The 26,737-nt window shown below is 70.9% G+C and carries 26 protein-coding genes and 1 tRNA gene; 12 read left to right on the top strand and 15 right to left on the bottom strand.

What is annotated here, in order from left to right; all coding sequences use genetic code 11:
• Positions 1 to 32: 32 nt before the first annotated feature.
• From KK087_RS02330 to KK087_RS02300, 7 genes are all read right to left on the bottom strand, one after another.
• Positions 33 to 1,076, bottom strand: coding sequence for a Gfo/Idh/MocA family protein (locus KK087_RS02330; protein WP_214564077.1), 1,044 nt, complete (start codon positions 1,074 to 1,076; stop codon positions 33 to 35).
• Positions 1,077 to 1,149: 73 nt separating this feature from the next.
• Entirely contained in the window at positions 1,150 to 2,043 is an 894-nt protein-coding gene (locus tag KK087_RS02325; protein WP_214564234.1) for a prenyltransferase, read from the bottom strand.
• A gap of 29 nt (positions 2,044 to 2,072) precedes the next feature.
• A complete protein-coding gene (locus KK087_RS02320) occupies positions 2,073 to 2,543 on the bottom strand; it encodes a lycopene cyclase domain-containing protein (protein WP_214564076.1) in 471 nt (156 codons plus the stop codon).
• Positions 2,540 to 2,872, bottom strand: a complete 333-nt coding sequence (locus KK087_RS02315; RefSeq protein WP_214564075.1) for a lycopene cyclase domain-containing protein — start codon at positions 2,870 to 2,872, stop codon at positions 2,540 to 2,542. The genes KK087_RS02320 and KK087_RS02315 overlap by 4 nt, the downstream gene beginning before the upstream one ends.
• Positions 2,872 to 4,512 carry a phytoene desaturase family protein gene (gene crtI, locus KK087_RS02310; protein WP_250896730.1) on the bottom strand — a complete coding sequence of 547 codons (1,641 nt, stop codon included), beginning with the start codon at positions 4,510 to 4,512 and terminating at the stop codon, positions 2,872 to 2,874. Before crtI ends, KK087_RS02315 begins: the two co-directional genes overlap by 1 nt.
• Positions 4,509 to 5,447 (bottom strand): phytoene/squalene synthase family protein, encoded by a 939-nt coding sequence (locus KK087_RS02305; protein ID WP_214529994.1) that lies wholly within the window; start codon positions 5,445 to 5,447, stop codon positions 4,509 to 4,511. Before KK087_RS02305 ends, crtI begins: the two co-directional genes overlap by 4 nt.
• Positions 5,444 to 6,502, bottom strand: a complete 1,059-nt coding sequence (locus tag KK087_RS02300) for a polyprenyl synthetase family protein (RefSeq protein WP_214529995.1) — start codon at positions 6,500 to 6,502, stop codon at positions 5,444 to 5,446. Before KK087_RS02300 ends, KK087_RS02305 begins: the two co-directional genes overlap by 4 nt.
• 21 nt (positions 6,503 to 6,523) lie before the next feature.
• Between KK087_RS02300 and idi the strand changes: the two genes are divergently transcribed.
• The 6 genes from idi to KK087_RS02270 all read left to right on the top strand — a co-directional run bounded on the left by idi (position 6,524) and on the right by KK087_RS02270 (position 13,021).
• Positions 6,524 to 7,066: an isopentenyl-diphosphate Delta-isomerase gene (idi, locus tag KK087_RS02295; RefSeq protein WP_071246200.1), complete on the top strand. Its 543-nt coding sequence runs from the start codon at positions 6,524 to 6,526 to the stop codon at positions 7,064 to 7,066.
• 25 nt (positions 7,067 to 7,091) lie between these two features.
• Entirely contained in the window at positions 7,092 to 7,223 is a 132-nt protein-coding gene (locus KK087_RS02290; protein WP_214564074.1) for an LPXTG cell wall anchor domain-containing protein, read from the top strand.
• Positions 7,224 to 7,340: 117 nt separating this feature from the next.
• Positions 7,341 to 8,360 carry a LacI family DNA-binding transcriptional regulator gene (locus KK087_RS02285; protein WP_214564073.1) on the top strand — a complete coding sequence of 340 codons (1,020 nt, stop codon included), beginning with the start codon at positions 7,341 to 7,343 and terminating at the stop codon, positions 8,358 to 8,360.
• 683 nt (positions 8,361 to 9,043) lie between these two features.
• Entirely contained in the window at positions 9,044 to 10,567 is a 1,524-nt protein-coding gene (gene mmsA / locus KK087_RS02280) for a multiple monosaccharide ABC transporter ATP-binding protein (RefSeq protein ID WP_214530041.1), read from the top strand.
• Positions 10,564 to 11,856 carry a multiple monosaccharide ABC transporter permease gene (gene mmsB, locus KK087_RS02275; RefSeq protein ID WP_214564072.1) on the top strand — a complete coding sequence of 431 codons (1,293 nt, stop codon included), beginning with the start codon at positions 10,564 to 10,566 and terminating at the stop codon, positions 11,854 to 11,856. The genes mmsA and mmsB overlap by 4 nt, the downstream gene beginning before the upstream one ends.
• A gap of 61 nt (positions 11,857 to 11,917) precedes the next feature.
• Positions 11,918 to 13,021: a substrate-binding domain-containing protein gene (locus tag KK087_RS02270; protein WP_214564071.1), complete on the top strand. Its 1,104-nt coding sequence runs from the start codon at positions 11,918 to 11,920 to the stop codon at positions 13,019 to 13,021.
• Between the two features lie 177 nt (positions 13,022 to 13,198).
• On the opposite strand, the gene KK087_RS02265 is transcribed toward KK087_RS02270, so the two are convergent.
• From KK087_RS02265 to dcd, 3 genes are read right to left on the bottom strand one after another with little or no spacing between them, the layout of a single operon-like run.
• Entirely contained in the window at positions 13,199 to 13,540 is a 342-nt protein-coding gene (locus KK087_RS02265) for a HepT-like ribonuclease domain-containing protein (RefSeq protein ID WP_214564070.1), read from the bottom strand.
• A complete protein-coding gene (locus tag KK087_RS02260; protein WP_214564069.1) occupies positions 13,537 to 14,052 on the bottom strand; it encodes a type II toxin-antitoxin system RelB family anti-toxin in 516 nt (171 codons plus the stop codon). Before KK087_RS02260 ends, KK087_RS02265 begins: the two co-directional genes overlap by 4 nt.
• Before the next feature lie 53 nt (positions 14,053 to 14,105).
• Entirely contained in the window at positions 14,106 to 14,693 is a 588-nt protein-coding gene (dcd, locus tag KK087_RS02255) for a dCTP deaminase (RefSeq protein ID WP_214530002.1), read from the bottom strand.
• An 83-nt stretch (positions 14,694 to 14,776) separates the two neighbouring features.
• Here dcd and KK087_RS02250 point away from each other — a divergent pair, with 83 nt between their 5' ends.
• Both KK087_RS02250 and KK087_RS02245 read left to right on the top strand, forming a co-directional pair.
• A complete protein-coding gene (locus tag KK087_RS02250) occupies positions 14,777 to 15,868 on the top strand; it encodes a GNAT family N-acetyltransferase (RefSeq protein ID WP_214564068.1) in 1,092 nt (363 codons plus the stop codon).
• A gap of 52 nt (positions 15,869 to 15,920) precedes the next feature.
• Positions 15,921 to 17,966 (top strand): bifunctional copper resistance protein CopD/cytochrome c oxidase assembly protein, encoded by a 2,046-nt coding sequence (locus KK087_RS02245; RefSeq protein WP_214564067.1) that lies wholly within the window; start codon positions 15,921 to 15,923, stop codon positions 17,964 to 17,966.
• A 57-nt stretch (positions 17,967 to 18,023) separates the two neighbouring features.
• Here the strand turns inward: KK087_RS02245 and KK087_RS02240 are convergent, their stop codons facing one another.
• Both KK087_RS02240 and KK087_RS02235 read right to left on the bottom strand, forming a co-directional pair.
• Complete coding sequence (locus KK087_RS02240) at positions 18,024 to 18,398, bottom strand: hypothetical protein (RefSeq protein WP_214530005.1); 375 nt, start codon at positions 18,396 to 18,398, stop codon at positions 18,024 to 18,026.
• Positions 18,361 to 19,470, bottom strand: a complete 1,110-nt coding sequence (locus KK087_RS02235; RefSeq protein WP_214564066.1) for a DUF6177 family protein — start codon at positions 19,468 to 19,470, stop codon at positions 18,361 to 18,363. The genes KK087_RS02240 and KK087_RS02235 overlap by 38 nt, the downstream gene beginning before the upstream one ends.
• A gap of 196 nt (positions 19,471 to 19,666) precedes the next feature.
• Here KK087_RS02235 and KK087_RS02230 point away from each other — a divergent pair.
• The 4 genes from KK087_RS02230 (at position 19,667) to KK087_RS02215 (ending at position 23,370) form a co-directional block, all read left to right on the top strand.
• A tRNA-Gly gene (locus KK087_RS02230) sits at positions 19,667 to 19,737 on the top strand.
• Between the two features lie 22 nt (positions 19,738 to 19,759).
• The gene (locus tag KK087_RS02225) at positions 19,760 to 20,896 is read left to right on the top strand and encodes an FAD-dependent oxidoreductase (protein ID WP_214564065.1); all 1,137 of its coding nucleotides are present in this window, start codon (positions 19,760 to 19,762) and stop codon (positions 20,894 to 20,896) included.
• Positions 20,897 to 21,071: 175 nt separating this feature from the next.
• A complete protein-coding gene (locus KK087_RS02220; protein ID WP_214564064.1) occupies positions 21,072 to 22,112 on the top strand; it encodes a glycerate kinase in 1,041 nt (346 codons plus the stop codon).
• A gap of 211 nt (positions 22,113 to 22,323) precedes the next feature.
• The gene (locus KK087_RS02215; RefSeq protein ID WP_214545074.1) at positions 22,324 to 23,370 is read left to right on the top strand and encodes an NAD(P)-dependent alcohol dehydrogenase; all 1,047 of its coding nucleotides are present in this window, start codon (positions 22,324 to 22,326) and stop codon (positions 23,368 to 23,370) included.
• 72 nt (positions 23,371 to 23,442) lie between these two features.
• Here the strand turns inward: KK087_RS02215 and KK087_RS02210 are convergent, their stop codons facing one another.
• Genes KK087_RS02210 through KK087_RS02200 form a run of 3 tightly spaced genes read right to left on the bottom strand, consistent with a single transcriptional unit; the run spans position 23,443 to position 26,684 of the window.
• Positions 23,443 to 24,888 (bottom strand): hypothetical protein, encoded by a 1,446-nt coding sequence (locus KK087_RS02210; RefSeq protein ID WP_214564063.1) that lies wholly within the window; start codon positions 24,886 to 24,888, stop codon positions 23,443 to 23,445.
• The gene (locus KK087_RS02205; RefSeq protein ID WP_214564062.1) at positions 24,878 to 25,684 is read right to left on the bottom strand and encodes a TIGR03943 family putative permease subunit; all 807 of its coding nucleotides are present in this window, start codon (positions 25,682 to 25,684) and stop codon (positions 24,878 to 24,880) included. The genes KK087_RS02210 and KK087_RS02205 overlap by 11 nt, the downstream gene beginning before the upstream one ends.
• Positions 25,671 to 26,684: a permease gene (locus KK087_RS02200; RefSeq protein WP_214564061.1), complete on the bottom strand. Its 1,014-nt coding sequence runs from the start codon at positions 26,682 to 26,684 to the stop codon at positions 25,671 to 25,673. Before KK087_RS02200 ends, KK087_RS02205 begins: the two co-directional genes overlap by 14 nt.
• Between the last annotated feature and the right edge of the window lie 53 nt (positions 26,685 to 26,737).

Genomic DNA, 26,737 nt, shown 5'->3' with positions numbered 1-26,737 from the left:
CCGCCCCGCGCCTCCAGACGGTGGGTGGTTGGTCAGGACGGGACGACGACGTCCTCGGGCAGGCCGGATGCGGCCGACCGCGTGGCAGCCTCCATCAGTGCGAGGCTCCGCAGGTTGTCGCGGCCGCTCGTCTCGGGCGCCGGGCCACCTTGCACGGAGCGGGCGAACGCCTGCAGCCCGCCCTGGCGGTCGGTGTGCGCGAGCACGGGGAGCTCGACCAGCTCGGCCGCGTCGTCCTGGGTGCGACGGAGGGTGACCCGGTCGCCCTCCACGGCGTTCGGCTCGCCGTCGCGGCTCGTGAACCAGAGTTCGCCGTCCTCGCCCTCGATGCTCCACTCGCCCGCCCAGGCGGTTCGCGGGCCACGGCTCAGCCAGCTGCCGCGGTAGTTGACGACCGTGCCGCCGTCGAGCTCGATGATCATCGAGGCGACCGCTTCGTCCTGGTACTTGCTGTACGCCGGGTAGCTCGCCTTGGCGAAGACCCGCACGGCTTCCTGTCCGGTGATCATCCGGAGCAGGTCGAAGTGGTGGATCGCCATGTCGTTGATCATCGCGTGGGGGAACCGGTAGTGCGGGTACGTCGCCGCGGGCTGGTCGTTGTCCCACTGCCGGAAGTCGACGTTGATCGCGGAGACCTCGCCGACGACGTCCGCCTCGAGCATCTCCTGCACGACCCGGGGCGCCGGGTACCAGCGGTAGTTCTGGCTGACCTGCAGCACCAGGCCGAGCTGCTCGGCGCGACGGACCGCGACGACGGCCTCGGCCGTGGTGTTCGCGAACGGCTTCTCGACCAGGACGTGCTTGCCGGCCTCGAGGGCCTCGAGGGCGAGCGGCACGTGGGTGACCGCGGGTGCCGTGATGACGACGGCGTCGGCCTCGACCCCGGCGAGCGCCTCGGTGAGGGACGCGAACGCAGCGGACGCCGGGAGCCCGAGGTCGGTCCGCACGGCCTCGAGCGTCGGCGCCGACGGGTCGACGATCCCGACCACCTGCACTTCCGACACCTCGGGGATGGCGGTGCGGGCCCAGTTGCCGCCCCACCCTCCGAGACCGACGTGGATGATCCGGACGCTCATGCGTGCACTCCTTCGTGGCTGCCGTCGTGGCTGGTGTCACACCACGGTCGCCGCGGTGCGTGCGTCCAGTCTGTCAGTGCGTGAAGGCGTAGGTGATGAGTGCCATGGTGACGATGAACCCGGCCAGGTAGTTGATCCAGAGGAACCGCTTCCAGCCGGCGTTCGCGGCCTCGGCCCCCTGGTCCGTGATGTTCCACCACGGCAGCACGTTGAGCGCGTAGGGGATCACGACGACGGCGGCGATCGGCCCCGGGAAGGCCGAGAACAGCAGCGCGACCCCGGCGACCAGGTAGGCGACGAAGGCCAGGCGGACGGTGGCCCGGGCGCCGATCACGGTCGCGACGGATCCGATGCCGCCGGCCCGGTCGGCCAGGACGTCCTGCACGGCACCGAACGCGTGCGAGGCCACGCCCCACAGGAAGAACGCGATGCACACGGCGACGAGCTCGCCGGTCCAGTGCGGACCCGCCAGGGCGAGGCCGTAGACCGCCGGCGAGACGAAGTGGGTGCTCGACGTGAGCGAGTCGAGGAACGGCTTCTCCTTGAACCGCAGCCCCGGCGCCGAGTACGCGATGACCGCGAACACGCTGATCGCCAGGACGAGCCACGACCACGGGCCGTTGCCGCTCATCGCGCCGAGCACCACGAGGGCCACCAGGAACGGCACGTTCGTGACGACGACGGCCCACAGTGTCGTGCGGTGGACGCTCTTGTCGAGCAGGGCCCCCTCGACGCCGCCCTTCCGCGGGTTGCGCAGGTCGGACTCGTAGTCGAAGACGTCGTTGATGCCGTACATCGCCAGGTTGTAGGGCACCAGGAAGTACACGACGCCGACGAGGAACGCGACGAGCGAGAACCCGCCGCCGCCCTCGACGCCGACCCCGCTGCCGAGCAGGTACGCGGCGCCGAACGGGTAGGCGGTGTTCACCCAGCTGATCGGGCGCGACGACACGAACAGGGCACGCATGGTCGACGGCCTGGAGGCGGTGCTGGCGTTCACTTCGTGTCCTCCGCTGGTGCTGGGGTCGGGTCGGGCGCGGGGCGCGCGCCGGTCCGGTCGCGTCCGCCCGTCCGGTCGCGTCCGCCCGTCCGGTCGTGTCCGCCCGTCCGGTCGTTTCCGCCCGTCCGGTCGAACAGGACCCACAGGCTGGGCAGCAGCACGATGGCCGACATCGCGTAGGCGAGGTCCTCGACCGGGATCGCACCGATCTTCGCACCGCTGATGAGCGAGGGGTCGTAGGCGACGATGCGCAGGGTGACGATGACGTTGTCGAACACGATCGTCATCACCAGCAGCGCGACGCCGGCGATCACCGACGTGAGCACCGCGACCCGGCGCCCGATCGCAGGCCGTCGACCCGCCGCCCGGGCCCGGCGGGCGGCGACGATGCCGGCGACCACGGCCACGACGGCCGTGACGGCGAAGAACGGCAGGGCGAGGAGCGCGTACGCCCCGGCCCCGGTCACGAGCGCCGCCGATCGGTCGCCCGCTGCACCAGGGGCCGGACGAACCCGACCAGGTCCATCGTCGAGTAGCAGAGCAGCAGCAGGAAGAAGAGCTCCTCGAGCGGGACCTCGGGCGCCAGGAGCACCCCGGTGAGCAGGTTCTGCGGACCGATGAAGAAGATGCCGGCAGCGACACCGGCGACGTCCCACACCATGAAGAACGCGACACCGACCACCATCACGGCCGCCGCCCGCCACGGTGCCCGCCAGAAGAACAGGCGGAAGCGGGCGTCCAGCACGGTCATGCCGACCAGGGACACCACCAGGCCGGCGAGGTAGAGCCCGGGCATCAGGCGGTCTCGGTCCGGTCCCGCGGAGCCCCGAGGGGTGTCGGCAGCGGCTCGGTGCTCCGGTCGCCGTGGATGCGCTTGAGCAGGACCTCGGCGCTGATCAGGCACATCGGCAGACCGATGCCCGGGATCGTCGAGGCGCCCACGTAGTACAGGCCCTCGACCTTCTTCGACGCGTTCTTCTCGCGGAAGAACGCGCTCTGCTTCAGGGTGTGCGCCGGCCCGAGCATCGAGCCGCTCCAAGCGTTCAGGTCGTCGGCGAAGTCGCGCGGTCCGATCGTGCGACGGACCCGGATGCGGTCGCGGAGGTCGGGGACCCCGGCTCGCTCGGCCAGCACGTCGATGGCCCGGTCGGCGATCTGCTCGACCTGGTAGTCCCCGGCACCGTCGATGCCGCCCTTGCCGATCGACAGGTCGGCGGGCAGCGGCACCAGGATGAACAGGTTGCTGGTGCCGGGCGGGGAGACGGTCGGGTCGATGCCGGAGGGGGCGCAGACGTAGATCGAGGCGGGGTCCGGCACGTGCCGGTCATCGCCGAAGATCGCGCCGAAGTTCGCCTTCCAGTCCGCGGTGAACATCAGGGTGTGGTGCAGCAGGCCCGGCGTCGGACCGTCGATGCCGAGGTACACGAGCACCGCGCTCGGGCCCGGGTCGCGCTTCTTCCAGTGGTCGGCGCCGTGGGTGCGGTGCTCACGGTCGAGCAGCTGCATCTCGGTGTGCTGCAGGTCGGCGGCGCTGACCACGAGGTCGGCCGGTGCCGTGTGCTGCACGCCGTCGCGGTCGCGGTGGACGACCCCGGTGGCGACGCCGTCCTCGACGACGATCCGCTCGACCTTCGCACCGGCGATGATCTTCGCGCCCTCGGCCCGGGCGACCCGCTCGACGGCGGAGATCACCTCGGTGATGCCGCCCTTCGGGTAGAGCACGCCGTCGGCGAGGTCGAGGTGGCTCATCAGGTGGTACATGCTCGGTGCCGCGTACGGGCTCGTGCCGAGGAAGACCGCCGGGTAGCCGAGGATCTGCCAGAGCCGCCGGTCGCGCACGGCCGTCTCGGCGAAGGTGGAGAGCGGCTCGAGCAGCAGCCGCGCGAGCTTGGGCAGGCGTCGGAGCACGTCCGGCGCCGCGAGCTTCGTGAGGTCCTGGAACGTCGTGTAGAGGAACCGGCGCACGGCCATCGTGTAGGTGTCCTCGGCCGACGCCAGGTACTTGCGCATCCGCTCACCGGCACCGGGCTCGATCGACTCGAACAGCGCGATGTTGGCCTCGGCGTCGGCGCGCAGGTCGATCGGCTCGTCGTGGCCCTCGCTGTAGACGCGGTAGCCGGGGTCGAGCTTCACCAGGTCGAGCTCGGCCTCGGCAGAAGTACCGAGCAGCTGGAAGAAGTGGTCGAAGACCTCGGGCATGAGGTACCACGACGGCCCGGTGTCGAACCGGAAGCCGTCCTGTTCCCACGACCCGGCACGACCGCCGAGCTGCGTCCGCTGCTCGAGCACGGTCACCGAGAAGCCGTCGCGCGCGAGCAGCGCGGCGGCGGCGAGGCCGCTGATGCCGCCGCCGATGACGACGGCGCGTCGGGCGGGCACCTTGCGCCGGGTGGTGGTGGCGACCGCGTTCGGTCGGGAGGCGCGGGGCGGGGTCATGACGAGCCTCCCGGCCGGTGGGTGGTTGCGCGCGACCGCAGCGGTGCGCGTCCGGCGAGGACCTGCGCCGCGAGGCGCACCTTCACCGGGTTGGGGACGCGCACGCGTGTCGTCACCAGGCGGGTGGCCGGGGTGCGCGCGAGACGGTCGTTGAGTTCCTGGAACAGCGCGTGCGCGAGCCCGACCGCGTTGCGGGCGTCGGCCGGCAGGAGCCGGATCGTCCGTGCGGCGTGGTCGAGGTCGGCCTGCACGTCGGCGACCAGGCGGTCCTTCGTGGCCTCGTCGAACGAGCGGATGTCGACGCCCGGGAAGTACGAGCGACCGAGCACCTCGAAGTCGGCGTGCAGGTCGCGCAGGAAGTTCACCTTCTGGAACGCCGCACCCAGCGCGCGCGCACCGGCCACGAGCTCGGCCTGGTCGAACGTCGGGCGACCGGCGCGGTACACGAACGCACGCAGGCACATCAGCCCGACGACCTCCGCCGAGCCGTACACGTACGCGTCGAACGAGGCGTCGTCGTGCTCGGTGCGCTCGAGGTCCATGCGCATCGAGGCGAAGAACGGGGCGGTGAGCTCGGCGCCGAAGCCGGTGGTGCGGGCGGTCCGGGCGAACGCGTGGACGACAGGGTTCACCGAGAAGCCGAGCGCGATGGCCCGTTCGGTGTCGGCCTCGAGTTCGTCGAGCACCGTCCGGGCGAGCTCGCGGTCGAGTCCGGCCTCGGTCGCGGGGCCGTCGACGACCTCGTCGGCGACACGGACCAGGGCGTAGACGTTCCGGATGTGTTCGCGCGTGTCGCGGGAGAGCATCCTGCTCGCCAGCCCGAACGACGTGGAGTAGCGGTCGATGACGACACCCGAGGCAGCCTCGGCCGTGGCGTCGTAGAGCTGGAGGCGAGCCGGACGGGATCCGGTCGCCGTGGTGGTGCTGTGGGTCACCGGGCGCGCTCCACGAGTTCGGTCACGAGGGCCTCCAGGCGGTCGGCGAGGTCGTACGGCAGCCGGGCGAGCTCGGCCCGGGCGAGTGCGGTGTGCTCCGCCACCCGCGCTTCGGCGGCGGCACGGGCACCGCAGGACACCAGGGTCGCACGGACCTCGTCGGCGCGGGCCTCGGTGAGGTCCGGGTCGCCGAGGTACGGCTCGAGGTCGGGCCAGCAATCGGTGGTCGCGGCGTAGGCGATGAGCATGGTGCGCTTGCCCTCGCGCAGGTCCCCGAGGACGGTCTTGCCGGTCATGGTCTCGTCGCCGAACACCCCGAGCAGGTCGTCGACGATCTGGTAGGCGATGCCGATCTCGCGGCCGAAGGCGCCGAGGGCCGTGACGACTTCCTCGTCGGCGCCGGCCAGCACGGCACCGGACTGCAGCGGCGCCTCGAACGAGTACACGCTCGTCTTCGCTCGCTCCATCGCCAGGACCTCGTCGACCGTCGGCATCACACCGAGGGCCAGGTCGACGTCGGTCATCTCACCGGCGGCGCTGGCGAACACGGCCTCGTCGAGCAGTTCGAGCAGTCGCTCGCGGCGGGTGCCGTCGACGCCCGCGGCCTCGATGAACCGGGGCGCACCGGCGAGCGCGAGGTCACCGGCGATGACGGCGGCGCTCATCCCCCGGTGTTCGGCGGTCGGCAGCGGGAGTCCGCCGGTGGTGCCCGTGTCGCGGAAGGACCCGGCGACGTTCGGCTGACCACGGCGCGACCAGTCACGGTCGATGACGTCGTCGTGCACCACGAGTGCGGTGTGCAGCAGTTCGTAGGCGGCAGCGACGTGGGCGCCGGCGTGCGCGTCGGTGCCGCCCATGCCGGCGTACGCCGTGAGGACCATGCGGGGGCGGAAGCGCTTGCCGCCCATGCTCGCCTTGCGGAGCACACGCCACAGTTCTTCCGACGGGCGGCCGTACCGAGCGGCGCGTGCCGACGACACGGTGAAGAAGCGCTCGAGGCAGTCGTCGACGAGCGCGAGGTCGATGTGCGGCACGGTGGTCGCTTCCTCGCTCATTGGCCTAACCTATCGACACAGATGAACGCTTTCCCTGAATCCGTGGTGCTCCTGGCCGACGACCGTACCCCGATCGGCACGGCTGACAAGTTCACGGTCCACACCGCCCACACGCCCCTGCACCTGGCGTTCTCCTGCCACGTCCGGAACACCGACGGCGACGTCCTGGTGACCCGACGAGCACTGTCGAAGAAGACCTGGCCGGGGGTGTGGACGAACACCTTCTGCGGCCACCCCGGGCCGGACGAGTCCTTCGAGGACGCCATCGCCCGTCGGGCCTCCCGCGAGCTCGGCATCACCGTGCGCGACGTCGAGGTCGTGCTGCCGGAGTTCCGGTACCGCGCGGTCGACGCCTCGGGCATCGTGGAGAACGAGGTCTGCCCCGTCTTCCGTGCCGTGACCGACGACACCCCGGCGCCCGCCGACGACGAGGTCGCCGAGTGGGCATGGGTGTCCGAGGACTCTCTCAGGCAGGCCGTCGCCGGCGCGCCGTTCGCCTGGAGCCCGTGGCTCGGGTGGCAGCTCGCCGAACTCGAGACCGCCGGGCTGCACGTCACCCGCTGACGTTCCTGCGCCTGGCGGAGCGCCGGTGCCCACGGGACGGACTTCGACCACGTGCCCGAGCTGCACTGGCCACTCCGGGTACCCGGTCGCGATCCTCGGCATGCTCCTGTTGACGGGCGTGCTCTGGTCGATCTTCCGCAAGCGCGACGGGCTCTGAGCGGACGGCGGATCGATGCACAGGTGGCGTCGATCCGCCGGACGTGCATAATGATCTGGCTCAGGATGTGAACGTGCACATCGATGTCCACGACACCCGAGCGGAAACGAGCAAGCAATGGCGTCATCGCGGACACAGCAACCGCGTTCGCCCAGCATCCGTGACGTCGCACGGATCGCGGGCGTCTCGCACCAGACCGTCTCGCGGGTGCTGAACAACTCGGACGCCATCCGGGCGGAGACGCGCGACAAGGTCCTGGCGGCCATGGAGCAGCTGCAGTACCGGCCGAACCGGGCCGCACGCGCCCTGGTCACGAGCCGGACCCACACGATCGGCGTCCTGACGGCACGCCGCGCCCACTACGGTCCCGCTGTCGCGCTGCAGGCGATCGAGGACGCCGCGATGCTCCGCGGCTACTCGGTCACGACGGCGAACATCGCCGAGGCGACCGACACCGCCGTGCGGGAGGGACTCGGGCACCTGCTCGACCTCGACGTCGAGGGCATCGTCGTCATCGCGCCCCAGCAGCGTGTCTTCGACCTGATCGCCGAACTCGGCATCCGCACCCCCTACGTCACGATGCGCGCCAGTGTCGGCGAGGACCCGACGGCCCTGTGGGTGGACCAGATGGAGGGTGCACGACTCGCGACCGCGCACCTGCTCGACCTCGGTCACGAGTACGTCCGGCACATCGCCGGGCCTCAGGACTGGATCGAGGCCGACGCCCGCATGCAGGGCTTCCTGCGGGAGATGTCCGACCGCGACAAGGCCGTCTCTCCGCCGATCCTGGGCGACTGGACCGCCGACTTCGGCTACCACGCCGGCCGCGAGCTGCTGCGGTGGCGGGACTGCACCGCGATCTTCTGCTCGAACGACCAGATGGCGCTCGGCGTGATGCACGCGGCGCGCTCGTACGGACTCGACGTGCCGGGTGACCTGTCGGTGGTCGGGTACGACGACATCCCCGAGGCGAAGCACTTCTGGCCGCCGCTCACCACGGTGCAGGTCGACTTCGCCGAACTCGGTCGTCGCTGCGTCGACCTGCTGCTGCCGAGTGAGGGCGAACTGCTCCGCCCGATCGACATCGTCCCGCAGCTGGTCGTGCGCGCCTCCACGAGCGCGCCCCGCACGCGCTGACGCACCTCGGGCTCGGGCCTGCCGCCCGCGAGCCCGCCGGAGTACCTGCCATGAACGGGCGTACCTGCCACGAACTTCCGACCAGGTACGCCCGATCCCACCAGGTATGCCCGGAACCACCAGGTATGCCCGGAACCACCCGGTGCCACCGGGGTACCTGCCAGGAACGGGCGTACCTGCCACGAACTTCCGACCCGGTACGCCCGAATCCACCCGGTACGCCCGAACGCGCCCGGCACGCACCGGCCCGCGAGCACCGGACGCGACCGCAGGGCGGGCGGGAGGCCCGTGGCGACGCCGCCACGGGCCTCCCGTCCGAAGGTGCGGATCCGCGCAACGAAACGGCCGCTCCCGAGCGCCCTGGCCCCAACCCGGGGGACGTTCCCTCCGGATCACGCAGCCCGTTACGAAAACGCGACCAAACCGAATTGACAGCCGCACCGAGGCTGTGCGTAAATTGCCTCCGTCCAGCCGATGTGACCGTTCACATGAGCGTCACACCGAGCCGGATCCGGACGCGACAACGAAGTCCACACAGGCCCCCTGTGCTTTCGCTGCCGCAGCAGAACCACCCGAACACACTGCCGCACCGAAGCGGCAGAAGGAGATGCACTGTGGCGTCAACCCCGATCGACACCGGCCTCGAGACCCGGTCGATCACCGCACCCGAGACGATCCTCGAGATGCGCTCGATCACCAAGGAGTTCCCTGGTGTGAAGGCGCTGTCCGACGTCTCGCTCAGCGTCCGTGCCGGCGAGATCCACGCGATCTGCGGCGAGAACGGCGCCGGCAAGTCGACCCTGATGAAGGTCCTGTCGGGCGTCTACCCCTACGGCACCTACGAGGGCGAGATCGTCTACGAGGGCGAGGAAGTCCGCTTCTCGAACATCAAGCAGTCCGAGCAGGCCGGCATCGTCATCATCCACCAGGAGCTGGCGCTCGTCCCGGAGCTCTCGATCACCGAGAACCTGTTCCTGGGCAACGAGCCGAGCCGCGGTGGCGTCATCAACTGGACCGCCGCGCAGCTCCGTGCGCAGGACCTGCTCGCCCGCGTCGGCCTGGCCGACGACCCGGACACGCAGATCAAGAACATCGGTGTCGGCAAGCAGCAGCTCGTCGAGATCGCGAAGGCCCTGCACAAGGACGTCAAGCTCCTGATCCTCGACGAGCCGACCGCCGCGCTCAACGAGAACGACTCGCAGCACCTGCTCGACCTGATCGTCGGGCTGAAGGCCAAGGGCATCGCGAGCATCATCATCAGCCACAAGCTCAACGAGATCGAGCAGATCGCTGACGAGATCACGATCATCCGCGACGGCAAGACCATCGAGACGCTCAACGTCAAGGCGGACGGCGTCAACGAGGACCGCATCATCCGCGGCATGGTCGGCCGCTCGCTCGAGTCGCGCTTCCCCGACCGCACCCCGAAGATCGGCGAGACCTTCTTCGAGGTCCGCAACTGGACCGTGCAGCACCCGATCGACCCGTCGCGTCTGGTCTGCAAGGCGTCGAACTTCCACGTCCGCAAGGGCGAGATCGTCGGATTCGCCGGTCTGATGGGCGCCGGCCGCACCGAGCTCGCGATGAGCCTGTTCGGTCGCTCCTACGGCACCTGGCTCGACGGCCAGATCATCAAGGACGGCCGCGAGATCAAGGTCACCAACGTCCAGCAGGCGATCGAGAACGGCCTCGGCTACGTCTCCGAGGACCGCAAGGCGCTCGGCCTGAACCTGCTCGACACCGTGAAGCGCTCGACGGTCGCCGCCGACCTGAAGAAGATCTCGAAGGCCGGTGTCGTCGACTCGCTCGAGGAGTACTCGGTCGCCGAGAAGTACCGCAAGATGCTCCGCACGAAGGTGCCGAGCGTCGAGGACAACGTCGGCAAGCTCTCCGGCGGAAACCAGCAGAAGGTCGTCCTGTCCAAGTGGATGTTCACCGACCCGGACATCCTGATCCTCGACGAGCCCACCCGCGGCATCGACGTGGGTGCCAAGTTCGAGATCTACGGGATCATCCAGCAGCTCGCGGCCGAGGGGAAGGGCATCATCCTCATCTCGTCCGAGCTCCCCGAACTCCTCGGTCTCTCCGACCGGATCTACACCATCTTCGAGGGCCAGATCACCGCTGACCTCCCGGCCGACCAGGCCGATCCCGAATCGCTCATGCGCAGCATGACCTCCGCGCGGAAGGGCGCCACCGCCTCATGAACAACCTGAAACTGCTCTTCGGCAAGGGCAACAGCATCGGCCAGTACGGCATGATCATCGCCCTCATCGTGCTGCTGATCTTCTTCTCGATCACGACGAACGGGCTCATCCTCGAGCCGACCAACGTCATCAACCTGTTCCTGCAGTACTCCTACATCCTGATCCTGGCGCTCGGCATGGTCATGGTCATCATCGCGGGGCACATCGACCTGTCGGTCGGTTCGGTCGCAGCGGTCGTCGGCATCGTCGTGGCGCAGTCCATGGCCGTGTGGGACTTCCCGGTGTGGGCCGCGATCATCCTGGGCCTCGCCTGCGGTGCCGCGATCGGTGCCTGGCAGGGCTTCTGGGTGGCGTTCGTGAAGGTCCCGGCCTTCATCGTGACGCTCGCCGGTCAGCTCATCTTCCGCGGTGTGAACCAGATCATCGGCAACTCGACGTCCGTCCCCGTGCCGAACGACTTCACCCCGATCGGTGCCGGCTTCCTCGGTGACTTCGGCCCCGACTTCGGCTTCAGCAACGGCACCCTGCTCATCGGTCTCGTCACGATCCTCGCGCTCATCATCATCGAGGCCCGTGGTCGTGCCCGCCGCAAGAAGATGCAGGCCGAGGTCCCGCCGCTGTGGGTCTCGATCGTCCGCACCGGCATCCTGGTCGCCGTCACCCTCGTCGCCACGTACCTGTTCGCCGCCGGCCCGGCCGGCACCTCGGTCCCGATCGTCGCGATCATCCTCGGTGTCCTGACCATCGTCTACGGCTTCGTCACGAAGAACACGATCTTCGGTCGCCAGGTCTACGCCGTCGGTGGCAACGCCAACGCCGCGGTCCTCTCCGGGGTCTCCGCGAAGAAGGTCAACTTCTTCGTCATGATGAACATGTCGGTCCTCGCCGCGATCGCCGGCATGGTGTTCGTCGCCTACTCCGGCGCCTCGGGCCCCGCGGACGGCACCGGCTGGGAGCTCGACGCGATCGCCGCCGTGTTCGTCGGTGGTGCAGCGGTCGCCGGTGGTGTCGGCACGATCTCCGGCTCGATCATCGGTGGTCTCGTGATGGCGCTGCTGTCGAACGGCCTGCAGCTGATGGGCCTCGAGTCCAACCAGGTGCAGATCATCCGCGGTCTGGTCCTGCTCGTCGCAGTCGCCTTCGACGTCTACTCGAAGTCGCAGGGTCGTCCGTCCCTCATCGGCGGCATGATGCGGCAGTTCCAGCGGAAGGACACCGAGGAGAACACGGTGTCCGCCCAGCAGCCGCGGTCCATCGAGGACCAGCCGGACAAGATCACCCTCCCCTAGTCCCAACTCCCCACACCGGGGCCCCGGCCCCACACCTCCTCAACGAAGAGAAAGCACTCACATGCGCAAGAAGATCGTCGCCGGCCTCAGCCTGGCGCTCATCGCGGGCCTCGCCCTCAGCGGTTGCTCGGCCCGCGGCTCGTCCGACGACGCCGGCAGCACCAGCACCATCAAGAAGGGCGACCTCATCGGCGTCGCCCTGCCGGCCAAGACCTCGCAGAACTGGGTCCTCGCGGGTGCCGCGTTCAAGAAGTCGATCGAGGACGCCGGCTTCAAGGCCGACATCCAGTACGCCAACGCCGGCAACCCGGTCCCGGACCAGCAGTCGCAGATCTCGGGCATGATCACCAAGGGCGCCAAGGCCGTCATCATCGGTGCCGCCGACGGTTCGCAGCTGACCGCGCAGGTCAAGTCCGCCAAGGACCGCGGCGCCGTCGTCATCGCCTGGGACCGCAACATCCTGAACACGAAGAACGTCGACTACTACGTGGCGTTCAACAACTTCAAGGTCGGCCAGCTCCAGGCCGAGGCGCTGCTCCAGGGCCTCGAGGAGAAGAAGGGCGACAAGCCGTACAACGTCGAGCTCTTCGCCGGTTCGCCGGACGACGCCAACGCCACCGTGTTCTTCAACGGTGCGATGGACGTCCTCCAGCCGAAGATCGACGACGGCACCATCAAGGTCGTCTCCGGTCAGACCACGTTCCAGAAGGCCGTCACGCAGGGCTGGCTCGCGCAGAAGGCCCAGTCGCGCATGACCGACCTGCTCGCGCAGTACTACACGGGTGACACCGAGCTCGACGGCGTCCTGTCGCCGAACGACACCCTCGCCCGTGCGATCCTCACCGCGACCAAGGCCGCCGGCAAGGAGAACCCCGTCGTGACCGGGCAGGACTCGGAGACCGCGTCGATCCCGCTCATCATGCAGGGCACGCAGTACTCGACGATCTTCAAGGACACCACGAAGGAAGCCCAGGCTGCCGTCGACCTCGTCTCCACCCTGTCGAAGGGCGACAAGCCCGAGACCAAGATGGACAAGACGAACAACTACAACGGCGTGAAGACGGTCCCCGCGATCGAGCTCGCACCGGTCCTCGTCACCAAGGACAACGCCGTCGATGCCTACAAGGGCAACGACACCCTCGAGGAGCTCGCCAAGAAGGGCTGATCTCCCCAGCACCACGGACGGCCCCGTCTCGCCTCGGCGAGACGGGGCCGTCCTGCGTCGTCCGGTGGCCGGCCCCGGGCGGACGGGAGGCGCGGTGCACGTGGCGATCCGTGCCTCCCGTCCGACGCGTGGTCCGGCCAGTTCGCGCGATCGCGCCCGGTCCGCCGGAGCCGGTGGTCAGGGGTGGGCTGCGCGCAGCCGCCGAGCCGCGGCGGCGAGGTGCGGGACGTCGGTCCGTGCCGTCCCGAACACCAGCGCGCGGGTCGTGTCGAAGTAGCGGCGGGTGAGCCGCTCCCCCAGGTCGGACACCCGCGACCACGGGATGCTGGGTTCGACCGCGGTCACCGCCGCGGGGAGCACGCGGACGGCCTCGCCGATCTCGACCAGGCGCATCCGGACCGCGTCGTGCACCAGGTCCTCGGGCAGTCGGTCGTCGTCGACGTAGCGCCGGATCGCCTCGCAGGCGTCGATGACGTCGTCGAGGCGGTCCCGGACGTCGCGACCGGCGACCGGGATCACAGGGGCACCGCTGTCCGGACGACGGCGTCGCTCATGCCGGCCGCGTCGACCACGTCCACCCGCACCTCGAGCAGCCGCTCGGCGGCGTCCTGGATCCGCATCAACGCGAAGATGCCGAGCCCCGGGTCGACGTCGATCATCAGGTCGACGTCGCTGCCCGGACCGTCCTCGCCCCGGGCGACGCTGCCGAAGAGGCGGGGGTTCCGCCCACCGAACCGTTCGACGATCGCGACGAGGTCCTGCCGGTGGCCCGCGACGCGGTCACGGAGCGGCGGCGGCTCCTGCACCGGCTGCAGGTCGATCGTGGTCGTGAAGCCCGCGGCGCGGAGCATGCGCTGCAGCGCGGCGAGGGAGGGCTCCCGCCGACCGTTCTCGTAGGTGCTGATGACGCTCTGCGTCACACCCGCACGCCGGGCGAGCTGGACCTGGGTCAGTTCGGCACGTTCGCGGGCGTCGCGGATGAGCAGTGCTGCCGACAGTGGCGGAGCGGACCGTGGGAGATCAGCGGACATGCTGCAACGATACACAGCATGCAACATTTCGTCCGCGCCGGAGCGGCGCAGGCTCAGTGGCGCCCGGAGACGTCCGCGCGGTGGAAGTTCTGGGCCGAGCGGGACGCGGTCGGTCCACGCTGCCCCTGGTAGCGCGACTGGTACTCGGCCGAGCCGTAGGGCTTCTCGGCCGGGCTCGACAGCTGGAAGAAGCAGAGCTGGCCGATCTTCATCCCCGGCCAGAGCTTGATCGGCAGGGTCGCGACGTTCGACAGCTCGAGGGTCACGTGCCCCGAGAACCCCGGGTCGATGAACCCGGCGGTCGAGTGCGTCAGCAGCCCGAGGCGACCGAGCGAGCTCTTGCCCTCGAGTCGCGCGGCGATGTCGTCGGGCAGCGTCACGACCTCGAACGTGGAGCCGAGGACGAACTCGCCCGGGTGCAGCACGAACGCCTCGTCCGGGTCGGTCTCGACCAGGCGGGTCAGGTCGGGCTGGTCCACCGCCGGGTCGATGTGCGGGTACTTGTGGTTGTCGAACAGCCGGAAGAACTTGTCGAGCCGGACGTCGATGCTCGACGGCTGCACGAGCGAGGCGTCGTACGGGTCGAGGCCGATCCGGCCTTCGGCGAGCTGGGCGGTGATGTCGCGGTCGGAGAGCAGCACGCACGAAGCCTAGCGGCAGCCGTCGCGACGCCGGTATGCTGCCAGGCTGCCCACCACCCGGGCGGGCGGCGTTCGGAGCAGCCATGACCACGTACACCGTCGACGAGATCACGGTCCCCGCCACCATGGATGACGACCCCGTGACGGTGGCGACCTTCGCCGCGTGGCTCGCCGTGTCCGACGGGGCCGAGGCCGCCGTGCACGGGCTGCGCGAGCTCGCTTGGACCCCGGAGGAGTACCTGCCGCTGTGCCGCGAGCCGGGTGCCCCGAGCCGGCTCGTCGTCGCGCGGGACGAGCACGGCACCGTGGTGGGTGCGGGCTCCTACGACACCAAGCAGGAGCCGGGCACCACGAACTGCTGGATGTCGGTCGGCGTCGCCCCCGAGCACCAGCGCCGTGGCGTCGGGACGCTGCTCGCCGACCACCTCGAGGCGATGGCCCGTGCGGACGGCCGGACGCAGTGGAAGACCTACGCCGTCTCACGGCAGGTCGGCCCCGCCTCGGGACCCGGGTACGTGCAGGCCCCGACGGGGTTCGGCGCAGTCCCCGAGGACGAGGCCGGGGTGCGCTTCCTGACCGCTCGCGGCTGGCACTTCGGCCAGGTGAACCGGATCAGCCGGCTCCCGCTGCCCGCCGACGCGTCCGTGGTGGGCGGCCTGCACGACCGGGCGTCCGCCGCCGCTGGTCACCAGTACCGCGTGCACGCCTGGACCGGGCGTACCCCGGAACAGTGGCTGGACGGCATCGCGCTGCTCGAGACCCGGATGAGCACCGACGCACCCGCCGGGGACATGGAGGAGCCCGAGGACGTCTGGACCGCCGAACGCCTCCGGGAGCACGAGGACGAACTCGCCACGGCCCCGCGCGCCCTGCTGACCGTGGCCGTCGAGCACGTGCCCAGCACCGCCCTGGCCGGTTTCACGCAGCTGTCGGTGCCGAACGACCCCGCTCGTCCGGCACAGCAGTGGGACACCCTGGTGCTGCGCGAACACCGTGGGCACCGGCTCGGCTGGCTGCTCAAGGTCGTCGGGATCCAGGAGCTCGAGCGACGGTTCCCGGGGCGCCCCTCGATCATCACGTTCAACGCGGAGGAGAACCGCCACATGCTCGACGTGAACGAGGCCGTCGGGTTCGTCGGCGTCGGCTGCGAGGGCATCTGGGAACGGCGGGTCTGAGCGCGCATCCGAGGGGCCGGTTGCCAGCCGACGCGCCTACCATTGGACGGTCATGACCGTCACGTCACCCGAAACCCAGCCCACCGGGTCAGCGCCGGACGCCGCCCCCACCACCGGGCGCTCGTCCACGGTCGCGACGGTCCTCGTCATCGCGATCCCGCTCGCCGTCGCGTGCTCGATCCTCGGGCTGACGATCACCGGTGCCTTCAGCGCCAGTCAGCAGCTGGTGTCCGCCGGCGAGGTCGTCGAGTACGGCCTGCCGATCGCCCGCGTCGTGCACGACACGATGGCGGCACTCACCGTCGGGCTCCTCATCGTCGCGGCCTTCGCGCTGCCCGCGCAGAAGAAGGACCACGGCGCCCTGTCGAGCGTGCAGCACCGGGCCACCCGGTGGGCCGCAGCGACCGGTGCCGTCTGGTTCCTGGCGGCCGCGGTGAGCATCGTGCTGACCGGCGCGAACACCCTGGGCGTCCCGCTCACCAGCCCGGTGTTCGCGCGCAACTTCATGCTCTTCGCGTTCCAGGTCGAGATCGGCCAGGCCCTCGTCGTGTCCGCCGTCGCGATCCTGGTCGCCACGGTGATCGCCGCCTTCGCCACCCGGGTCACGTCCCTGGCGTTCGCCACCGTGATCGGCCTGTTCGCCCTGCTCCCGCTGGCGTTGTCCGGCCACGCTGCCGGGTCGCTCGAGCACGCGAACGCGGTGAACTCGCTCGCGATCCACCTGGTCGGGGTGTGCGTGTGGGCCGGCGGCCTGGTCGCCGTGGTCCTGCTCCGCACCCGTACCAAGGGTGCGACCGGCCGCGTGATCGCCCGGTACTCGACGCTCGCCGGCTGGTCGTTCGGGGCCGTGGCGTTCTCCGGCATCGTCAACGCGTCGCTGCGTCTGACCGGCCCGCTCGACCTGTTCACGACGACGTACGGCTGGCTCATCACCGTCAAGGCGCTCATCCTCGTGCTTCTGGGCATCGCCGGTGTCGTGCAGCGTCGGAAGCTCGTGCCCGGGCTGCTCCGCGCGCCGCTCGACCGCCGCCTGTTCACCCGGTTCGCCCTGGCCGAGATCGTGTTCATGGCAGTGGCCATCGGTGTCTCGGTCGCCGTGTCCCGCTCGCAGCCGCCGATCCCGCAGACCCCCGCGACGGGCGAGGACACCCGCTCCGGCCTGATCGGGTTCCCGTTCCCGCCGGCACAGACCACGCAGACCTACCTGACCCAGTGGCACATCGACTGGGTGTGGCTCGGCCTGGCCGTCGTCGGGGCCGTCTGGTACCTGCTGGCGGTGCGCAAGCTCAGGAAGCGCGGCGACGCCTGGCCCGTCGGTCGCACCATCGCCTGGCTGATCGGCTGCGCCCTGTTCATCTGGACCACGTCGGCCGGTCCTGCCGTGTACGGCATGATCCACTTCTCGTCGCACATGCTCCAGCACATGCTGCTGATGATGTTCGTCCCGCTGCCGCTCGTGCTCGGCGGCCCGGTGCTGCTCGCGCTCCGCACCCTGCCCGTCCGCAACGACGGCTCACGCGGAGCCCGCGAGTGGCTCATGCTCTTCGTGCACTCCCGCTGGATGCAGTTCCTCGGCAAGCCGGCCGTCGCGGGGATCATCTTCGCCGGGTCCCTCGTGGTGTTCTACTTCACGCCGGCGTACCAGGCCGCGATGCAGTCGCACGAGTGGCACGTCGCGATGATCATCCACTTCGTCCTGAGCGGGTACCTGTTCTTCTGGGTCTTCGTCGGGGTCGACCCGGGCCCGCAGCGTCCGCCGTACCCGATGCTCATCATCACCCTGCTGGCCACCCTGGCGTTCCACGCGTTCTTCGGCGTCGCGGTCATGACGTCGCAGTCGGTGTTCGCGGTCGACTGGTTCCACGCTCTCGGGCAGACGAACGACGCCGCGCTGCTCGACGACCAGCACACCGGTGGCGGCATCGCCTGGGGTGCATCCGAGCTGCCGATGGTGTTCGTGGCGCTGCTCGTCGTGCGGAACTGGATGCGTTCGGACAAGCGCGACGCGAAGCGCCTGGACCGCAAGGCCGAGCGCGACGGCGACGCCGACCTCAAGGCGTACAACGAGCGCCTCGCAGCGATGAGCAAGCGGGACTGAGCCGCGCCCGGCAAGCGGGACTGAGCCGCACCGGGCCCGGGGTGAGTGCGGCCGCGCTCAGTCCCCGTGGACGATGCAGACCGCGTCGAGGTCCATCGCGGCCTCGAGCGCGGCCGAGATCCCGGACTCGCCGTCCGGGCCGGCGGGGATGACGGTGTCGACCCACCACAGCGGCGTCGCCAGGGTCGGGGCGTCCGGGAGGATCCGCTCGACCTCGTCGAAGGAGTCCACCCGGCGCACGCCGAGCACGGTGATCACGGGGTGCGTGGCGTCACGGCAGACCTGCATCATCGGACCGTCGTCGAGTGCCCGGACTCCCCAGGTCTCGTCGTGCAGCAGGAGCGCCTCGGCGACGTCGCGCGCCTCCACCGGCTGCCGGCAGAGGATGGTGACGTCACGCGGCACCGTGGCCGCCCACCATCCGGTCGTCACGGACGTGGCCGTCGAGCGTGCCCTCGTCGTGGGCGGGGTCGAGCGGCGCGCCGCCGACCAGCTGCAGGAAGCGGTCCTCGTCGATGCGGTCGAGGAACGCCTCGAGCGCTTCCCAACCGTCCTCGAAGCGGACGATCATCCCGCCGTCGGCGTCGGCGTCGGAACCCGGGCGGGTCGACGGGCCGGTGCCGGCTGCGAACCTTGCGGTCGTGGTGCGCGGCGGAGGCCAGACGCCGTCGCGGTCCAGGAAGCCGGCGGCCTCGGGTCCGATGACGACGGCGAGCGGTGACGGTTCGCCGTGCGAGACGGCCCGCACCAGGTGGTCGGCGTCGCCGCGGCGCTGCATGACGACGCCGAAGACGGGGACGACCTGGTCGGCGACCCGCTGCACCGCGTCGAACATGCGGTTGGCCAGGCCCGGATCGGTGTTCTCCTCGGGCACGGTGAGCACGGCGGACATGGTCTCGACGACCACTCCGCCCACCAGGTGCGCGGTCATCGTCGCGGAGAAGCCCTCGCCGACGGCGTACGAGGTCGAGATGCCGGGCGCCTCGTGCTTCGCGTACTGCGTGACGACCCAGCGGTCCCACGGCACGGTGAGTGGTTCTGCGGTACCCCACCGGGTCGGGCAGGTGCCGACGGTGTGGCACAGCGCCTCGATGGCGGACCCCATGTCGACCGCGCGGCCCGGGTGGTGGCGGAGGGTCAGGTCGATGCTGATCTGACGCACCGAGTCGGCCGAGACCGGGTGCTCGGGCGACGGCGTGCCCACGAGCTCGGGGCCGCGGTGCACGAAGTCCTCGATGCCCGATGCGGCGACGCCCGTCCGGCCGTCCCGCAGCGTGCCGTCGAAGTCGGAGACGGCCCACGCGGCACCGTACGCACCGAGTGCGTGCCGGAGCGCCGGGGTGATCGCCGCCGAACGTCCGGTGCGGAGCACGACCGTCCGTCCGGCGTCCGCCGACCGGCGGAGCAGCGAGGCGAGCGCGTCGGTCAGCCACACGACGGGCGAGGCCGACTCGACCACGATGGCGGGGCCGACCACGTCGTCGATGAGGGGATGCCTGACCATCCGGGGCCTCCTCGGGTTCGGGGCTGGAACTCCCTGGACGGTACACACGGGTACGACACCTGTCCGTCAGGCTCGCACCCTCACAGCGGAGACTCGGGAGGCGCGACACACGCCCGGCAGGAGGCGTACGGTGCACGTTCGGCTGGCTTCCAGGCGAGAATCCGCTAGGCTTGCCGAGTCCCGTTCACCGGGGCGCGCGAGTGTAGTTCAATGGTAGAACTCCAGCTTCCCAAGCTGGTAGCGCGGGTTCGATTCCCGTCACTCGCTCCGTCGGACGTACGCTCGCCGCATGTCCTCCTCTCCCGGTTCCCCCGAACACGTCGCACCCGTGGTCGTCATCGGTGCCGGGGTCGTCGGCGCTGCGACCGCGTTCGCCCTCACCGCCCGCGGCGAGCGCGTCCTGCTTCTGGAACAGCACGCCCGCGGACACCACCTCGGCTCCTCGCACGGTGCGACCCGGATCTTCCGGCAGGGCTACGCCGACGCGGAGTACGTCGCCCTGACCACCCGGGCGCTGGAACTGTGGGAAGCGCTCGAGGCCGCTGCCGGCGAGGAGCTCATCGTCCGCACGGGGGCCGTCGACCACGGTCGGCCCGAGGTCGTCGACGCGATCGCCGCGGCCCTCACCGACGCGGACATCCCGCACGAGGTGCTGACCCCGGACGACGCAGCGGCGCGCTGGCCCGGCATCGCGTTCGAGGGGCGCGTGCTGACCCATGCCTCCGCCGGACGCATCCGCGCCGATCGGGCGATCGAGGTCTTCCTGACGCTGGCCGAGCGGACCGGTCTCGCCGACCTGCGGTTCGACACCGGGGTCGCCGGGCTCGAGGACCACGGTGACGACGTCACCGTGGTCCTGTCCGACGGCACCGCCATCCGCACCGCGTCCGCGGTGGCCGCCGTGGGGTCGTGGGCCCCCGTGCTGGTCGGCGGGCTGCTCGCCGGACGCGGGGCGGACCTCCCGGCCATCCGCGTCACCCAGGAGCAGCCCGCCCACTTCCCCAGCCACCTGCCGGACGAGGCCTGGCCGAGCTTCGTGCACTGGGCCGACGGTGACGACGTGTACGGGCTGCTGACGCCCGGCGAGGGTGTCAAGGTCGGGTTCCACGGCACCGGTCCCGTCGTCGAACCGGACAACCGGGACTTCGCACCCGTGCCGACCGAGGCCGAGCGGCTGCAGGCGTACGTCGCGCGGTACGTGCCGGGGGTCGACGCGACCCGGCCGACGTTCATCAGCTGCCTGTACGACAACTCCCCCGACGAGGACTTCGTGATGGACCGGGTGGGGCCGCTCACCGTGGCGACCGGGTTCTCCGGGCACGGCTTCAAGTTCGCGCCGTTGCTCGGGGAGATGCTCGCGGACCTCGCGACGGGTGGGGCGCCGCACCCGCGCTTCGCCCTGCCGGCGGCGGTGCCCGCGCACTGACGCCAGCGCGGGGTCGTTCGCGAGACGCCGGCGTGTTCGTTGGACGCCGCCATGTCGTCGAGACGCCGCCGGATCCGGAGGCGTCTCGCGGACAACGCGGCGTCCTGCGCACACGCCGGCGTCTCGCAAACGCGCACACGCCGGCGTCTCGTAACGGGCCACTACGGTGGGAGCCGTGCGCATCATCGTGGCTCCGGACTCGTTCAAGGGCACCGCGACCGCGGCGTCGATCGCTGCGGCCGTCCGCGACGGCTGGCTGACCGAACGCCCCGATGACGACGTGGTGCTCGTCCCGATGGCCGACGGCGGCGAGGGCACGCTCGACGCCTTCGAGACCGCCGTCCCCGGAGCCGTCCGGGCCCCCGTCACCGTGACCGGGCCGGGCGGCACGCCGGTCGACACCCACTGGCTGCGGCTGCCCGACGGTCGCGCGGTGGTGGAGCTCGCGGCGACGAGCGGCCTCCCCCTGCTCGACGCACCGATGCCGGACACGGCGACGAGCCGTGGGTTCGGCGAGGCGGTCGCCGCCGCGCTCGACGCCGGTGCCACGGGGCTCGTGCTCGGCATCGGGGGCAGCGCGTCCACCGACGGCGGGCGTCCGGTGCTCGAGGCGCTCGGCCTCGACAGCGAAGGCGCCGGCGGCCTCCGCGCACTCCCCCCGCTCGGCGTCACCGTGCTCACCGACGTCACCTCGCCGTTGCTCGGCCCGACCGGTGCCGCCGCCGTCTTCGGCCCGCAGAAGGGCATCACGCCCGACCGTGTGGCGTCCTTCGACGAGCGGCTCGCCACCTGGGCCGCACGCTTCCCCCACATCGACCCGAGCACGCCGGGGGCCGGAGCCGCGGGCGGTGTCGGGTTCGGCCTGCTGGTGTGGGGCGCCACGCTCGCCGGTGGGGCCGCGGCCGTCGCCGAGGTACTCGGGCTGCCGGCGCTGCTCGACGGCGCCGATGTGGTGATCAGCGGCGAGGGGCGCTTCGACGGGCAGAGCGCCGTCGGCAAGGTGCCCTCGGTGGTCCGCGACCTGGCCGTGGCGCACGCTCCCGGAGCCCGGTCGATGCTCGTCGCCGGCGCGATCGAGGCACCGCTCGACGACTACGCCGCTGCCGCCTCGCTCACCGTCCTCGCGACGCAGACCACCGGCGAGCCCGACGACGCCCTGGCCGACCCGCTGCGCTTCGCCACGATCGCGGGGCAGCGGTTGGCCCGGCTCGCCTGAGCGAGCACAGCGCAGCACAGCACAGCACAGCACAGCACAGCACAGCACAGCACAGCACAGCACAGCGCAGCGCACGGCACCGCCGCGCCGCGACTCGCCCGTCCGCGGGCACAGGGGTGTCCTGGTTGTACCTCCCACCCGGCCACGGCTGCGCGCACACTGGTTCCGGGCCGGAACCGGCCCGCAACGCACCACCCCCACGAGGAGATCATTGCGCACCGTCAACGCGTACGCGGCACCGTCAGCCACCGAGCCGCTCGTCAAGACCACCATCACCCGTCGCGACGTCGGCCCGGACGACGTCGCGATCGACATCGCCTACGCCGGCATCTGCCACTCGGACATCCACACCGTCCGCGGTGAGTGGGGCCCCATCCAGTACCCGCAGGTCGTCGGCCACGAGATCGTCGGCCACGTCACCGAGGTCGGCGAGAACGTCACCAAGCACCAGGTCGGCGACCGCGTCGGCGTCGGCTGCATGGTGAACTCGTGCGGCGAGTGCGAGAACTGCGTCGCCGGCCAGGAGCAGTACTGCCTCAAGGGCAACATCGGCACCTACGCCAGCGTCGACCCGGCCGACGGCTCGATCACCCAGGGCGGGTACTCGCAGGCCGTCGTGGTGAACGAGGACTTCGTCCTCCGCGTCCCCGAGTCGCTCGACATCGAGAAGGTCGCGCCGCTGCTCTGCGCCGGCATCACCACCTACTCGCCGCTGCACCACTGGAACGCCGGCCCCGGCACCAAGGTCGCCGTCGTCGGCATGGGCGGACTCGGTCACATGGCCGTCAAGATCGCCGTCGCGCTCGGCGCCGAGGTCACCGTCCTGTCGCAGACGACCTCGAAGCAGGAGGACTCGCTCCGCTACGGTGCCAAGGCCCACTACGCGACCAAGGACCCGGAGACGTTCGAGAAGCTCGCGAACTCCTTCGAGCTCATCATCAACACCGTCTCGGCGAAGATCCCGATGGGTGCCTACCTCGGCCTGCTCAAGGTCGACGGCACGCTCGTCAACGTGGGTGCTCCGGCCGAGCCGCTCGAGGTGCCGGCCTTCGCGCTCATCCCGCGTCGGCTCAGCTGGGCCGGTTCCGCCATCGGCGGCATCCAGGAGACCCAGGAGATGCTCGACTTCTGCGCCGAGCACGGGATCCTCCCGGAGACCGAGCTCATCAGCGCCGACCAGATCAACGAGGCCTACGAGCGCGTGCTGTCCTCGGACGTCCGCTACCGCTTCGTGATCGACGCGGCCACGCTGGCGTAGTCGTCACCACCTGACAGACGGGAGGCCCGTTGCCGGCTGGCAACGGGCCTCCCGTCTGTGGTCTCGGTGCCGTCAGCCGACCTCGTCACCGGACGGCAGCGCGCCGCACCAGTCGACGGAGCCCGCGTCGATGCTCGCCTCGAGCGCGCCGGAGGCCGCGTCGACGATGCTCACGAGCTCGCCGGTCGCCGACTTCGTCGCGACCGCGACGAACTGGCTGTTCGGGGACGGGCAGACCGCGGTGACGCTCGCGTCGTCCGGGATGGTCACCGGCAGCCGGGAGGCCCGTCCTCCGTCCACACGCACGATCCGTGCCGAGATCGTGCCGTCCGACCGCACGTCCCCCAGCACGCGCAGGTACGTGTCGTCGGTCAGCTGGGCGATGCGGCCGAGGACGGCCGCGTCGGTGCTCGCGGCGGGGGCCTGCAACGCCGACTTCGACCCGTCGGTGAGGTCCAGCCGCTCGATGCCGGTGCCCGTCTCGACGACGGCCGTGGTGCCGGTGCCGACGAAGCCGTGCAGGTACGTGGCGCTGCCGAGCCGGACCGGGTCGGCACGTCCGCTCATGTCGACCAGCACCAGGTCGTCGCTGCCCGTCCGGACGAGTGCGCTCTCAGTACGCGGCACGTAGGCCCACTGGGCCACCGTCATCGGGACGGCACCCGTCGTCGGCTTGCCGTTCGCCGCGATGGCGGTGGGCAGGTGCGTGCCCGTCATGTCGACCACGTACAGGCCGGTGTTCCGGGACTGCCCGGTGGAGGTGTCGGCGTACTCGAACCCGAACGAGGCACCGTCGTCGGCGACGTGCAGCGCGGTGACCCGCCCCTCGGAGGTCGGCAGCGTGAGGTGTTCGACGGGGGCGTCGTCGTCCTGCACGCCGCCGCTCAGGGCCACGACGTCGACCGACGAGCTGGCGTCCGTGCCGCTCACGACGACCAGGGAACGGCCGAGTCTGGCGTACTCGGAGATCGCGGTGCCCTCGTAGACGGTGGTCGCGCCGCCGGCGTCGAGGGAGCGCCGGACGATGCGGTCCTTCGCCCCGGCCTGACCGGGCACGAGTGCGAGCACGTCGGTGCTGCCGGTGCGGATCGACGCCGTCAGGTCCGACGTGGCGCGCTGCCCGGGCGCCCGGACGCCCGCGACCGTGACCGTGTAGTCGCGGTCGTAGGCCAGGGGTCCGGCGAACTCCACGGCGATGGTGTTGCCGCTCGACGTCACGGTGTGCGCCGCTGCCGGGCTGACCCGGACGTCGGCGGCGGAGACCTTCTGCAGGGCCTGGTTCGCCGTGAGGATGACGCGCTGGGCCGGGCGGGTGACGAGACCCGTGGCGTCGTAGGACACGTCGCGGAGCCTGGGGCCCTGCTGCGAGCCGACGACCGCGGCGAGCGCTGCCACCACGGCCAGCACCACCACGACGGCCACGTACCGGCGGTGGAACCGGTGCGCGACGGGGCGCCGCCCGCGGCGCTGGTCACCGCGCCGCTCGCGGCGCTGGTCACCGCGCCGCTCAGAACTCATACGGGTCCTCGGGCTGTGCGATGTCGGTGATCTTCGCGGCCCTGACGACGATGCGGGCGTCGGCGGACTGGTCCGGGTTGGCCGCGAGGGCTCCGCGGACGGTGACCCACTGGCCCTCGTCGGGGACGGAGCCGTCGCCGGTCACGACGCCGAGACCGACCGGCTGCGCGTCCACGGCGCAGCAGCTGATGACGAAGCGGGTGAGGGTGAAGGACCCGTCGGCGCCGGGCACCACGAAGCCGGTCAGCTCGACCTGCTTGCCGACCAGCGCCGTGGTGTCGGTGGTCTGCCGGATCAGGGCGGCCCAGTCCTTGACGCCGTACTCCGAGGTGTCGACGCCCTCGCTGCCGAGCAGCGACACCGCGGCCTCGGAACCGGTGGCGTTCGACAGGGTCGCCGAGTCGACGCTCCGCTGCTGTGCGGTGCGGGCGGACAGGGTCGTCGGGGGCAGGACGAGCATCGCGACGGTCACGCCGATCGTGATGATGGCCGCTGCTCCGCCGAGGGCGATGCGGACGGCGCGACCGCGGCCTCCCGTCCGCTGCTGCTGGTGCAGATCGAGGTCGTCGTCGTCGCCGTGGGTGTGGCCGTGGCCCCGGGCGATGACGACGAGGGCGGCGATCGACGCGGGCACGCCCACGGCCGCGAGCACGACCGTGAACACCGAGTACCGCGGGTTGATGTACAGGTCGAGGTGCCCGACCAGTGCGAGCCACAGCGTGCAGAGCGCCGCGGCCAGCACCGACCCGAGGCCCAGGTACGCGGCCGCGTTGTTGCGTGCATCAGACGAGGACATTCATCACCAACCCGACGGCTCCGGCGAACAGGACGCACACGACCGACAGCAGCACCAGGAACCGGACCCGGAAGGTCGTGCGCAGCAGGGCGATCATCTTGACGTCGATGATCGGCCCGATGATCAGGAAGGCCGTGATCGACCCCGGCAGGAACGTCGACGCGAACGACAGCGCGAAGAAGGCGTCGACGTTCGAGCAGAGCGACACCGTCATCGCCAGCAGCATCATCGCCGCGACGGACAGCACCGGGTTCGAGCCGATGGCCACCAGGGTCGAGCGGGGGACGGCGACCTGGATCGCGGCGGCCAGCCCGGCACCGACGAACAGCGCCGGCATCATCGTCGCCGTCTCGCCGCCGAACTGCGCGGCGCTCTGCCGCCAGCGGTGCAGGCCTCGAGGTGCTCCGACGGCAGCGCGGCACCGGGCCTCGAAGGCGGGGAGCAGCAGGTCGGCCGGACGGCGGTGCGCGGCGACGATCCAGCCGACGAGGTTCGCGATGACGAACCCGCCGACGATGCGCACCGGCAGGATCCAGCCCGACCAGCCGAACGCCTGCGCGGTGCTGACGATGACGAGCGGGTTGAGGATCGGGGCCGCGACCAGGAACGTGACGGCCTCGGCGGGGGTGAACCCGCGCATCATCAGGCCGCGGGCGAGCGGGACGTTGCCGCACTCGCACACCGGGAAGAGCATGCCGATCAGGGAGATCACGGCGCGGCGACCGAAGGCGTTCTGCGGCAGGACCCGCTCGAGCGCGCCGACCGGGACCCAGACCTCGACGACGATCGACAGCACGATGCCGAGCACCACGAACGGCAGGGACTCGACGACGACGCTGATCGCCAGCGTGAGGAAGTCCTGCACGACGTCCGGCAGCCCCGCGGTCCCGATGCTCGGCGAGAACAGCCGGATCCCCAGCAGGACGACGACGGCGAGCAGCACCAGCCCGGGGCCGGTGAGGCTCCGGGTGCGCTGCGGCGGCCGCGTGGTCGTCGTCACCGGGACAGGATAGGCGACGCGTGCCGCGGGGGGCTGCGCACCCACCCTCGCAC

This window comes from Curtobacterium aurantiacum (genome assembly GCF_018598555.1).
Lineage (GTDB): Bacteria > Actinomycetota > Actinomycetes > Actinomycetales > Microbacteriaceae > Curtobacterium > Curtobacterium aurantiacum.
The sequence above is the reverse complement of the archived record's forward strand: the minus strand, read 5'-3'. Positions and strand labels throughout refer to the sequence as shown.

What these genes read in the sequence shown, in the direction of transcription:
- KK087_RS02235 (WP_214564066.1), bottom strand. Translation starts at nt 19,470, where the DNA reads ATGGTCAGGCATCCCCTCATCGACGACGTGGTCGGCCCCGCCATCGTG.
- KK087_RS02225 (WP_214564065.1), top strand. Translation starts at nt 19,760, where the DNA reads ATGTCCTCCTCTCCCGGTTCCCCCGAACACGTCGCACCCGTGGTCGTC.
- KK087_RS02260 (WP_214564069.1), bottom strand. Translation starts at nt 14,052, where the DNA reads ATGTCCGCTGATCTCCCACGGTCCGCTCCGCCACTGTCGGCAGCACTG.
- KK087_RS02245 (WP_214564067.1), top strand. Translation starts at nt 15,921, where the DNA reads ATGACCGTCACGTCACCCGAAACCCAGCCCACCGGGTCAGCGCCGGAC.
- KK087_RS02300 (WP_214529995.1), bottom strand. Translation starts at nt 6,502, where the DNA reads ATGAGCGAGGAAGCGACCACCGTGCCGCACATCGACCTCGCGCTCGTC.
- KK087_RS02325 (WP_214564234.1), bottom strand. Translation starts at nt 2,043, where the DNA reads ATGCGTGCCCTGTTCGTGTCGTCGCGCCCGATCAGCTGGGTGAACACC.
- KK087_RS02205 (WP_214564062.1), bottom strand. Translation starts at nt 25,684, where the DNA reads ATGTCCTCGTCTGATGCACGCAACAACGCGGCCGCGTACCTGGGCCTC.
- idi (WP_071246200.1), top strand. Translation starts at nt 6,524, where the DNA reads ATGAACGCTTTCCCTGAATCCGTGGTGCTCCTGGCCGACGACCGTACC.
- crtI (WP_250896730.1), bottom strand. Translation starts at nt 4,512, where the DNA reads ATGACCCCGCCCCGCGCCTCCCGACCGAACGCGGTCGCCACCACCACC.
- mmsB (WP_214564072.1), top strand. Translation starts at nt 10,564, where the DNA reads ATGAACAACCTGAAACTGCTCTTCGGCAAGGGCAACAGCATCGGCCAG.
- KK087_RS02210 (WP_214564063.1), bottom strand. Translation starts at nt 24,888, where the DNA reads ATGAGTTCTGAGCGGCGCGGTGACCAGCGCCGCGAGCGGCGCGGTGAC.
- KK087_RS02285 (WP_214564073.1), top strand. Translation starts at nt 7,341, where the DNA reads ATGGCGTCATCGCGGACACAGCAACCGCGTTCGCCCAGCATCCGTGAC.
- KK087_RS02250 (WP_214564068.1), top strand. Translation starts at nt 14,777, where the DNA reads ATGACCACGTACACCGTCGACGAGATCACGGTCCCCGCCACCATGGAT.
- mmsA (WP_214530041.1), top strand. Translation starts at nt 9,044, where the DNA reads ATGCGCTCGATCACCAAGGAGTTCCCTGGTGTGAAGGCGCTGTCCGAC.
- KK087_RS02330 (WP_214564077.1), bottom strand. Translation starts at nt 1,076, where the DNA reads ATGAGCGTCCGGATCATCCACGTCGGTCTCGGAGGGTGGGGCGGCAAC.
- KK087_RS02315 (WP_214564075.1), bottom strand. Translation starts at nt 2,872, where the DNA reads ATGCCCGGGCTCTACCTCGCCGGCCTGGTGGTGTCCCTGGTCGGCATG.
- KK087_RS02270 (WP_214564071.1), top strand. Translation starts at nt 11,918, where the DNA reads ATGCGCAAGAAGATCGTCGCCGGCCTCAGCCTGGCGCTCATCGCGGGC.